6 protein-coding genes and 1 pseudogene are annotated in these 8705 nt (G+C 52.5%); all 7 read left to right on the top strand.

Annotation, left to right across the window (positions count from 1 at the left end):
* Positions 1 to 79 precede the first annotated feature (79 nt).
* The gene (locus DXA05_RS16990; RefSeq protein ID WP_080783882.1) at positions 80 to 2785 is read left to right on the top strand and encodes a DUF87 domain-containing protein; all 2706 of its coding nucleotides are present in this window, start codon (positions 80 to 82) and stop codon (positions 2783 to 2785) included.
* Between the two features lie 24 nt (positions 2786 to 2809).
* Positions 2810 to 3220 carry a DNA-directed RNA polymerase subunit alpha C-terminal domain-containing protein gene (locus tag DXA05_RS16995; RefSeq protein WP_007569251.1) on the top strand — a complete coding sequence of 137 codons (411 nt, stop codon included), beginning with the start codon at positions 2810 to 2812 and terminating at the stop codon, positions 3218 to 3220.
* A 33-nt stretch (positions 3221 to 3253) separates the two neighbouring features.
* Positions 3254 to 5809 (top strand): hypothetical protein, encoded by a 2556-nt coding sequence (locus DXA05_RS17000; RefSeq protein WP_044301990.1) that lies wholly within the window; start codon positions 3254 to 3256, stop codon positions 5807 to 5809.
* Positions 5806 to 6527, top strand: a pseudogene (locus DXA05_RS17005) (hypothetical protein). Before DXA05_RS17000 ends, DXA05_RS17005 begins: the two are co-directional and overlap by 4 nt.
* A gap of 155 nt (positions 6528 to 6682) precedes the next feature.
* On the top strand, positions 6683 to 7441 hold the full coding sequence (locus DXA05_RS17010) for a site-specific DNA-methyltransferase (protein ID WP_007569258.1): 759 nt from the start codon (positions 6683 to 6685) through the stop codon (positions 7439 to 7441).
* 75 nt (positions 7442 to 7516) lie between these two features.
* Positions 7517 to 8284, top strand: coding sequence for a DUF5045 domain-containing protein (locus tag DXA05_RS17015; RefSeq protein WP_007569261.1), 768 nt, complete (start codon positions 7517 to 7519; stop codon positions 8282 to 8284).
* Positions 8285 to 8297: 13 nt separating this feature from the next.
* Positions 8298 to 8516, top strand: coding sequence for a hypothetical protein (locus DXA05_RS17020; RefSeq protein ID WP_115483775.1), 219 nt, complete (start codon positions 8298 to 8300; stop codon positions 8514 to 8516).
* Positions 8517 to 8705 lie beyond the last annotated feature (189 nt).

Below are 8705 nucleotides of genomic sequence, written 5' to 3' on the forward strand. Positions count from 1 at the left end.
CGTGTGGTCTTGTTGAATGTTGAACGCGGGCCGGCCGCCTGAAATCCGGGTGGACCGGCCTTTTTTATTGTATTTTGAAATGACCTTGTACATCATTCTACTTTTTATCGCCTTGTGTGCCGGCATGGCCCTGTCGGTCTATGCGTTCGGTACCGGAGGCAAGCGTAAGCGTATCTTTCAGGACATCTATTTTTCTGTGGAAGATACGAACGGCGTGGGCGTGCTGTACACCAAGACGGGCGAATATTCAGCCATCCTGAAAATAGAGAATCCCGTGCAGAAATACTGTGCGAACATCGACAGCTACTACGAGTTCACGCACCTTTTCACCGCCCTCGCGCAGACGCTCGGCGAAGGATATGCCCTGCACAAACAGGACATCTTCATCCGGAAACAGTTCGAGAACGAGACGGGGGACAAACACGAGTTCCTCTCATCGGCCTACTTCCGTTACTTCAAGGGGCGTAACTATACGGACAGCGTGTGTTACCTGACCATCACGCAGGAGGCGAAGAAGAGCCGCCTGTTCTCGTTCGACAACAAGAAGTGGCGCGACTTTCTGGTCAAGATACGCAAAGTGCATGACCAGCTGCACGATGCCGGGGTACAGGCCAGGTTCCTGAACAAAGCCGAAGCGAGCGAATACGTGGACCGCTATTTCGCCATGAACTTCAAGGAGCGGATCGTGTCGATGACCAACTTCAAGGCGGACGACGAAACGGTCTCGATGGGCGACAAACGCTGCAAGGTATATAGCCTTGTCGATGTGGACTGTGCCGCACTGCCCTCACTGATACGGCCTTACACCAATATAGAGGTCAATAACACGGATATGCCCGTGGACCTGCTGGCTGCCATCGACAACATTCCGAATGCGGAGACGGTCGTCTATAACCAGATTGTCTTCCTGCCCAACCAGAAAAGGGAACTGGCCCTGCTGGACAAAAAGAAGAACCGGCACGCCAGTATTCCCAATCCGAGCAACCAGATGGCCGTGGAGGACATCAAGCGGGTGCAGGAGGTCATCGCGCGGGAAAGCAAGCAGCTCGTGTACACCCATTTCAACCTGATCGTCGCCGTACCGGCCGATACGGACCTGCAAAAATGCACGAACCACTTGGAGAATGCTTTCGGACGTATGGGTATCCATATTTCCAAAAGGGCGTACAACCAACTGGAACTGTTCGTGAACTCGTTTCCGGGTAACTGTTACGGCATGAACGAGGACTATGACCGCTTCCTGACGCTGGGTGACGCGGCGATGTGTCTGATGTATAAGGAGCACATACAGCACAGCGAGGAGACACCGCTGAAAATCTACTACACAGACCGCCAAGGCGTGCCGGTGGCTATCGACATCACGGGAAAGGAGGGGAAAAACAAGCTGACGGACAACTCGAACTTTTTCTGTCTCGGTCCTTCGGGCAGCGGCAAGAGCTTCCACATGAACTCTGTCGTGCGCCAGTTGTACGAGCAAGGAACGGACGTGGTGATGGTCGATACGGGTAACAGCTACGAGGGACTTTGCGAATACCTCGGCGGCAAGTACATTTCCTATACCGAGGAAAGACCGATTACGATGAACCCATTCCGCATCAATCGGGCGGAAATGAATGTGGAGAAGACGGGCTTCCTGAAAAACCTCGTGCTGCTCATCTGGAAAGGCTCGCAGGGTACGGTCACAAAGACAGAGGACCGCCTGATAGAACAGGTCATCACGGAGTATTACGACACTTATTTCAATGGGTTCGACGGCTTCACACCCCTGCAACGGGAGGATTTGCGTAAGGGGCTGCTCATCGACGACCGTAACCATGCCGAGAAGCAGGACGAGGACGAAGGAGAGCGGACCGGGCGTATCGAGCGCATGATCGACGAGATGGAACGCCGCCGTAAGGAGTTGAAAGTGGAAGAGCTGTCGTTCAACTCGTTCTATGAATTTTCCGTGCAGCGCATCCCCGACATCTGTGCCGAAAACCATATTTCGGGCATCGACATATCGACGTACCGTTACATGATGAAGGACTTCTATCGGGGCGGCAATCATGAAAAGACGCTGAACGAGAACATGGACAGTTCATTGTTCGATGAGACGTTCATCGTCTTCGAAATTGACAGTATAAAGGATGATCCTCTCCTGTTCCCTCTTGTCACACTGATTATCATGGATGTATTCTTACAGAAGATGCGTATCAAGAAGAACCGCAAAGTCCTGGTCATAGAGGAAGCGTGGAAGGCCATTGCCAGCCCGCTCATGGCCGAATACATCAAGTTTATGTACAAGACGGCCCGTAAGTTCTGGGCCTCGGTCGGCGTGGTGACGCAGGAGATACAGGACATCATCGGCAGCCCTATCGTCAAGGAAGCCATCATCAACAACTCCGACGTGGTGATGCTGCTTGACCAGAGCAAGTTCCGCGAGCGGTTCGATGAAATCAAGGCTATTCTCGGACTTACCGACGTGGACTGCAAAAAGATATTCACCATCAACCGGCTGGAAAACAAGGAAGGGCGCAGCTTCTTCCGAGAGGTGTTCATCCGCCGGGGGACGACCAGCGGCGTGTACGGCGTGGAAGAACCAAGAGAGTGTTACATGACCTACACCACCGAGCGGGCGGAGAAAGAAGCCCTGAAACTCTACAAGCGGGAATTGCGGTGCAGCCATCAGGAAGCTATCGAGGCGTACTGTCGGGATTGGAACGCCAGCGGTATCGGAAAATCCCTGCCGTTCGCCCAAAAGGTCAACGAGGCCGGGCGGATATTGAACCTTCATGTAAAACAATAACAATCAAATCATCAATTACAGAAAATGGAAAAGATAGACATCAGCCAAAGCGTGAAGACACTTGAGTTCGGGAGCAAATATGAAGCCCGTATCCAACGGATATTCCGTGAGTTCGACATCAAAACCATCCGGGATTTGTGCCAATGGCCCGGAAAGGACTTGGTAAGGGTACGCGACATGGGAAGAAAAAGCATCGAGGAAATAGAGGATGTTCTGGAAAGGTACAATCTCCGGTTGGGAATGCCCGGTAAGGAACTGGACGAATACGCCGGTATCGGAAATTCCGTGCAGGACGAGGAAGAAGAGGCGAAGTGGGAACAACGCAGGTACGAGATAGCCAAGGAGGTATTCATACACCACCGTCTGGTGGCAAATTCCGCCGTATATGAGGCCGACGAACTGATACGTGCACTAAGAGGCATGACGCGCCGTTGACGGGGGCTGTTTTTAACCGGGGAGGAATCCATGATGAAACGGCTGTCACTTATCCTTATGCTCCTGTCGCTCGTTGTCGTACAGCACATCCACGCGCAGTATTACAGCGTGAACTACGATGCGCGTACCGTGGCGGCAATGGCTACCGCTTTCGGTACGGAAGCCGTGGCGGAAAGCTATTACCGGGAGCAGGTCGATGACATACTCAAGCACTACAATGCGGCGGAAGTGGCCACGGCGGGGATTTTTGCCTCCAAGTTCTTGGAGCATAAAGCCTTTTCCGACCTCGGTATCTGGAACAGCAGTACGGAGAACTACTACTACCGCCGCATTTACCGCATGGTCTCGGAGAAGATCATACCCAAGATATGGGTGGTGGCGAAACTGATGCTCCGCTCACCGCAAACGGCTATCTACTGGGGCAGCTACCTGATGAAAATCTGCGACGAAACGAAAAGCCTGTGTATGCAGTTCGAGAGTGTAGTGACGAACAGCACGTTGGGCTTTTCGGACATCGTGTTTCTGGAAATCAACCGGAACATCGCCCCTCTGTTGAAACTCTCGGAGATAGGCGACATCGACTGGCAGCACATGCTGGACGACATCGCCAGCGTGCCGGGCAATTTCACCAAGGAGAACCTGCAACACGACATCGACAACCTCTACAACATGGGTGTCGGTCTCGCCTCGGCAGGTATCGGGAACATTGGTGACGCCCTGTTGCAAACCAGTTCGTTCCATGAGCTGATGGGCGGCAGGGTCAGCAAGGTCATCGACCTGTATGACCATTACGGTGCGCTCTTCGAGCAGGCGGAGCATGACCTCGGCGGCCTGCTGATTGACATGGTGGGCGGTGAGGACAACGTGGCGGGACTGTTCGATTTCAGCAACTACGACCTTACCTCCTGGATGACGGACTATCTGGACGAGACGGCGGGAAACTACTACACGCAACGGTGGTATATCGCCCGGCGTGAGCAAGGGAGTATCGCCTTGTGCGACTACTACCCGCCGACGGACGATAACAGCATACTGAACGGCGGCGAATGGACGCGTTTCGAGACAACCGATCCCGACTTTTATCCCAATGCCTCGCAACGGGAGCAGGCGCTCGCCAATTCGGAACGGTACGCCGGTTGGTCGAGAAGCCGGGTACAGCAGCTCAACAACCAGAATGACGGCTATACCTATAGTATCAACTACTGGCAGAACGGCTATATCATCAGCCGGGGCGGCAAACAGACGAAGAAGGCATACGCCTACGAAATCCATGTGAAGAAAAGCTGGAACCGGGAAGAGGTCGTCTATGAAGAGGTGTTCGATTCCTACTCGATGGACCTGAACACGTTCAAAGCCGGGCTTAACGCCCGACTCTCGGAGTTCAACGACAACGAGGAAGGTTATACCTATTATATAGCTTCTGACGCGCGGAACTATTATCAGGCGACGGACGCCGCGAAATTGCAAGGCTGCGAGAGCGTGACCATCAGTGTAACCTGTTCGGACGGGGCTACGCTCGGTCAGGGCACGACGCAGTACAAGTGCCGAACGTGCGGCAAATCCCTGAACGCCCATTCAAAGGAGTGTGCCATGCAGACCACGGTTACGGAGAACGAACTGGACTTGTCCGAGCTGGACGCCATGCTGCAGGAGGCAGAGAATCAGGTAGCCGCCATCCAGTCGCAAATCAACGCGTTGGAGAGCGAGAATGCCGACCTGCTGAAAAAAATCGCCGAGGCAAGCGTGGAAGATGCGGCGGTGTACCGGCAGCAGTACAACGCGAACAAGACACAGATAGACCGCCTGAAAAGCGAGCTGTCCGAATGGCAGAAGAAACAACGGGAATACACCGACGCGAAAACCGAGGCGTCGGGCGATAACGATGTGGCAACAGACGACTATTACCGCATACCGGCCATCATGCAGGACTGCAAGACGGCTTACAGCCTGTCGTGGCAGGACGGCGGGGCGTGGAACGGCTACACCTATGTCCGTAAGGCGACCATGCCGAACATCAACGGGGTCATCACGTTCAAGGCGACGGTCTCGATAGCCCGCAAACCGAAATATTTCCTCGGTATCAAGATACACCGTGCCATCGTGCAGATCAGTTGGGAACTGACCACGGAATACACCGACACGTATGTGGCCGACGTGCTGACGCTCGACCCTAACCTGTCGGACGCGGAGAAAACGAAACTGGTGAACGACCGTATTGCGGAGATTGCACGAGAGCATCCTTCGTGCAAGATCACGACGGAATATGCCCGTACCCCACCATTGGAAGAGACTCCGACCGGGGAGGTGTACCATCTGCTGTGGTCAAGCGACCGGCTCGAAATCGCACGGGAAGTGGATTCCCGGATTACGATGATATATGCCGACCTCGTGTCACTGGAGAAGATGATGCACTACAAACGGAGCATCATCGACGTGCTGAAGGACGTGCTGCCCGAATTGGATATGGACGAGGGACGCAGGCTGACGCTCGTGGAGGAATGCCACGAACGCTGGGTGGAGAATGCGCGGAACCTGCGGAGCGGAAACGGCAGGAACGGCAAAGGCAGCGGAAAGGAGGTGCGGCCATGAAACGTGCCCTGCTGATGGCAGTCGTGCTGCTGGCTCTCCTGCCCGGCATTGCCAAGCGCAATGGACGTTCGACATCGTGTCGGTAGAAGCCTACATCAACGACCACAAGAAGCAACGCAGCCTGCTGCTGGCCCGCAGTACGCTGGAATACAGCAACAAGCTGCTGCACGAGTACAGCCGCAAAGAGGTCGGCGAGTACAAGGAACTGAATGTGGACTTGGACCGCTACACCCGTGCCTTCGACGTCATCGACGTGATGTACCAGTCCTTGCGGACGGTGCTGAACGTGAAAAGCACCTATACGGCGGTCAGCGACCGTATCGGCGATTACAAGAGACTGCTGGAGGACTTCAACGATAGAATCGTGAAACGGGGGCGCATCGACCCCGGCGATGCCGTGATACTGGCCATCAACGAAAAGGCAATACGGGACATCGCCGATGACGGGAAACAGCTTTACAAATCGGTCAGTGACCTCGTGCTGTATGCCACAGGGGCGGCAGAATGTTCGACCTCCGACCTGCTGATGGTGCTGGAAGCGGTGAACACGTCGCTGGACGACATCGAGCGGCACCTGAACCGGGCGTATATCGAGACGTGGCGGTACATACAGGTGCGCATCGGTTACTGGAAAGCGAAGATTTACCGTCCCAAGGTCAAGGAGATTATCGACGGGGCTTTCGGACGATGGCGCAAAGCGGGACGGCTGGATTATTAACGAACGATAAAAGGGAAAGAAGGCAAACTATCTACAGGTTAGAGTTTGACTTCCATGCCATCGACATCGGGAAATAAAAACAGAGAAAGAATTTTTAGTACAAACAAGCCTATTGGGATTATACCAAGGGATAAAAAGACATTCAGATTGATGCAATGGAAAAGATTGTTTTTGCAAAAGACATTACGTTATATAAGGCCGATTGTCTTGAAGTGATGCCTTTTCTTCCGGAATCAAGCATTGATTTGGTTTTATGCGATCCCCCTTTTGGAATTACAGCTTCACAGTGGGATAAAATAATACCATTCCCGGAAATGTGGAAAGAGATCAGGAGAGTCAGGAAAGAAAATGCACCTACGGTCTTATTTGGCAGCGAACCGTTCAGCAGCTTTCTACGCTGCGGCAATTTAGATGAATTTAAATATGACTGGGTTTGGGAAAAGTCAAAAGCAAGCAATTTTCTTCTCGCTAAAAAACAACCTCTAAAAGCACATGAGCTAATAAGTGTCTTTGGCAAAGGCAGAACCCCTTATTATCCAATCATGGAGGAAGGCGAGCCTTACGGGAACCGCACGAAGAGAGGAAGCAATTGGACAGGGATAAACAATGTACCCAATCCTACATTCAGGCATGAAAACAAAGGGACAAGATATCCACGAAGTGTGATATACTTCAAAACAGCGGAATCGGAAGGCAAAACGATTCATGTCAACCAAAAGCCGATTGCATTATTGGAGTATCTGATAAAAACATACACAAAGGAAGGAGATACTGTCCTTGATTTTGCTTCGGGGAGCATGAGCACCGCAATTGCCTGTATCTATACGAATAGAAAATGTATTTGCATTGAAAAAGACGAGACATATTTCTCGCAAGGAGAGAAACGAGTCAGGAATGAATACCAATATTTATGACAGTAAAGGAAGCTCAAAAAAAGTATGACTATACGATATAAATAACTGTAAAATAATGAATAACCGGAAATTAATATGAACAGAACTCTCTTACTCATGGCGGTTGCAGCAGTTGCAACGAGCGGTGTCAAGGCGCAGTCGGTTACTTACAACCATGACTCGCCGAAACAGAACCAGATTACGGTTATGGAAACCGGTACGGGCGCTCTGTCGCCCGAACTTTATTACACGCTGCTGCACAACAAGTACAAGAAGTCGGCGGCAAGCAAGAACAAACTGTCGTTCCGCACGCTGGCGGGTGTGAACCTGTACAACCAGACAGACGAGGCGGAAGCCATCGACTCGGCACTGGTCAAGCGGGCCGAAATCGAGGCACTGAATGTAGCCGACCGGCAGATTGACCTCGCGTGGCTGGCCGAGGGCGATAAGATAAACGCTCAAATGGAACGGCTTCAGCGCAACATCGACCGCATCCCCCTTGCCGGGGGCACAACGGACGACAGGGAGCGGTGGACGGAATACTACCACGTCTACCAGTGCGCCATTGACGCTACGAAGGACGCCTACATGCCCAACGCACAACGGAAGAAAGAGTACCTGCGAATCTACGAGGACGTGGTACGGCAGAACGAGATTCTGGTCGGCTACCTTGCCCGAAGACAGAACGCCACGGTTGCGAACGGGCTGCTGAATGCAACCGCCGACCGGAGACTGGACAAGGGCGGTATCGTCCGCGAGGCGATGGGCCGGTGGAACGAATCGCGTTCCGCCGTGCGAGGGGCGCAATCGGGCGGCGAAACTGATACGGGAGACGGAGACGAGACGGTAAACAGAAAGAACTAAAAACACACAACGTATGGCAGACGGAAATATTCTTTCGGATTTCGGTATCGACCTCTTGGAAGAGGAAATCGACGACGTGATTTTTCAGACCAACGAGTTTCTGACCGATGCGACCTTTACCGGCTCGCAAGGTCCCTTCTGGTGGTTAGCGCATTTTTCTCGCTTCTGTCATTTGCAAATCATTGATATTCAGCAATATTACGAAACCATGTATCGTGATACAAATCCCTGACGGGACAAAAACGGGACAAAACCACAGGAAAATAAAATCAAGAACGCTCTTTGCCGGACATCCCTTGCCGTGAATACCCTTTCACGACACAAAGGTACGCTTTTGTCCCGTGAATACCAAGCATAAACCCATAAATTTACTACAAATATGCTGTCAGACAATACTTTCTGCGGAATTGGGCATTTTGAG

Source organism: Bacteroides sp. AM54-2NS, assembly GCF_003602935.1.
In the GTDB taxonomy this organism is placed as follows: Bacteria; Bacteroidota; Bacteroidia; order Bacteroidales; family Bacteroidaceae; genus Bacteroides; species Bacteroides xylanisolvens.

Coding starts and splice junctions, on each gene's coding strand:
- DXA05_RS16990 (WP_080783882.1), top strand. CDS start 80: ATGACCTTGTACATCATTCTACTTTTTATCGCCTTGTGTGCCGGCATG.
- DXA05_RS16995 (WP_007569251.1), top strand. CDS start 2,810: ATGGAAAAGATAGACATCAGCCAAAGCGTGAAGACACTTGAGTTCGGG.
- DXA05_RS17000 (WP_044301990.1), top strand. CDS start 3,254: ATGAAACGGCTGTCACTTATCCTTATGCTCCTGTCGCTCGTTGTCGTA.
- DXA05_RS17010 (WP_007569258.1), top strand. CDS start 6,683: ATGGAAAAGATTGTTTTTGCAAAAGACATTACGTTATATAAGGCCGAT.
- DXA05_RS17015 (WP_007569261.1), top strand. CDS start 7,517: ATGAACAGAACTCTCTTACTCATGGCGGTTGCAGCAGTTGCAACGAGC.
- DXA05_RS17020 (WP_115483775.1), top strand. CDS start 8,298: ATGGCAGACGGAAATATTCTTTCGGATTTCGGTATCGACCTCTTGGAA.